The following is a 2,063-nucleotide window of genomic DNA, read 5'->3' on the forward strand; positions in this document are numbered from 1 at the left end:
CTGAACAACTACTCGCTGACACCGGTCGACGTGACGGCGGCCATCTCTGCACAGAACGTGCAGGTGGCAGGCGGCGGTCTGGGCGGTACGCCGTCGGTGCCGGGCCAGATGTTGCAGGCAACCATTACGGAAGCCACGCTGCTGCAAACGCCTGAGCAGTTCGGCAACATTCTGCTGAAGGTGAATCAGGACGGCTCGCAAGTGCGGCTGAAGGACGTGTCGCGCATCGAGCTGGGCGGTGAGAACTACAACTTCGACACGAAGTACAACGGTCAGCCGACCGCCGGCTTCGGTATCCAGCTTGCCACAGGCGCCAACGCGCTGAACACGGCGAAGGCCGTGCGCGCGAAGATCGACGACCTGTCGAAGTATTTCCCGCCGGGCCTGGTCGTGAAGTATCCGTACGACACCACGCCGTTCGTGAAGCTGTCTATTGAAGAAGTGGTCAAGACGCTGATCGAAGGGATCGTGCTGGTGTTCCTGGTGATGTACCTGTTCCTGCAGAACCTGCGGGCCACGCTGATCCCGACCATCGCCGTGCCGGTCGTGCTGTTGGGCACCTTCGCGGTCATGGGGCTAGTGGGCTTCTCCATCAACACGCTCTCCATGTTCGGGCTGGTGCTCGCCATCGGCTTGCTGGTGGACGATGCGATCGTGGTGGTGGAAAACGTAGAGCGGGTGATGGCCGAGGAGGGGTTGTCTCCAAGGGACGCCACCCGCAAGGCGATGGAACAGATTACCGGTGCGCTGGTTGGCGTGGCGCTCGTGCTGTCGGCCGTGTTCGTGCCGGTGGCGTTCTCGGGCGGTTCGGTGGGCGCGATTTACCGGCAGTTTTCGCTGACCATCGTCGCGGCCATGATCTTGTCCGTGCTGACCGCGTTGATTTTGACGCCGGCGTTGTGCGCGACCATCCTGAAGCCGATCGAGAAGGATCATCACGTCGAGAAAAAGGGTTTCTTCGGCTGGTTCAACCGCAATTTCGCAAGAAGCCAGGACAAGTATCACAGCGGCGTGCAGCACGTTATCCGGCGTTCGGGCCGCTGGCTGATCATCTATCTCGTGGTGATCGTCGCGGTGGGTTTCCTGTTCGTCCGCCTGCCGAAGTCGTTCTTGCCTGACGAAGACCAGGGCACGATGTTCGTGCTCGTCCAGGCGCCGGCGGGTTCGACGCAGGAGCGCACGGCCAAGGTTCTTGCCGATGTTTCCAACTGGCTCCTGACGGACCAGAAAGACGTCGTCGACGCCGTATTTACCGTGAACGGCTTCAGCTTCGCTGGCCGCGGCCAGAACTCGGGCCTCGTGTTCGTGCGGATGAAGGATTACGCGCTACGGCAGCGGGCGGACCAGAAGGTGAGCGCGCTGGTCGGACGGATGTTCGGGCACTTCGCCGGCTATAAGGACGCGATGATCTTCCCGGTCAATCCGCCGTCGATTCCGGAACTGGGTACGGCTTCAGGCTTCGACTTCGAGTTGCAGGACCGCTCGGGTCTCGGTCACGCGAAGCTGATGGAAGCGCGCAACATGCTGCTCGGCATGGCGTCGAAGGACCCGACGCTCGCGCAGGTTCGTCCTAACGGCCTGAACGATACGCCGCAGTTCAAGGTGAAGGTGGATCGCGAGAAGGCGAATGCGCTGGGTCTGTCGCCTGCGACCATCGACAACGTGTTCTCGATCGCGTGGGCTTCGTCGTACGTGAACAACTTCCTTGACGTCGATAACCGGATCAAGAAAGTCTACGTACAGGGCGACGCGCAGTTTCGCATGAACCCGGAGGACCTGAACAAGTGGTACGTGCGCAATACCGCCGGCACGATGGTCCCGTTCGGTGCATTCGGTACGGGCGAATGGATCTACGGCTCGCCAAAGCTCGAACGCTACAACGGTATTTCGGCAGTGGAAATCCAGGGTGCGGCAGCGCCGGGCAAGTCGACGGGCCAGGCCATGGCCGCTATTGAAGCGATTGCGGCGAAGTTGCCGGCCGGTATCGGGTACGAATGGACCGGTCTGTCGCTGCAGGAACGCCAGTCGGGTTCGCAGGCGCCAATCTTGTACGGCATCTCGAT

At 61.4% G+C, this 2,063-nt stretch carries 1 protein-coding gene; it reads left to right on the top strand.

Features of this window, described 5'->3' with window-relative positions; genetic code table 11:
• Window positions 1-2,063, top strand: a 2,063-nt coding sequence (locus VGH68_RS09835) for an efflux RND transporter permease subunit (RefSeq protein WP_331603403.1), incomplete at both ends; no start/stop codon positions are given.

The sequence above is a fragment of the Paraburkholderia sp. genome, assembly GCF_036488505.1.
In the GTDB taxonomy this organism is placed as follows: Bacteria; Pseudomonadota; Gammaproteobacteria; order Burkholderiales; family Burkholderiaceae; genus Paraburkholderia.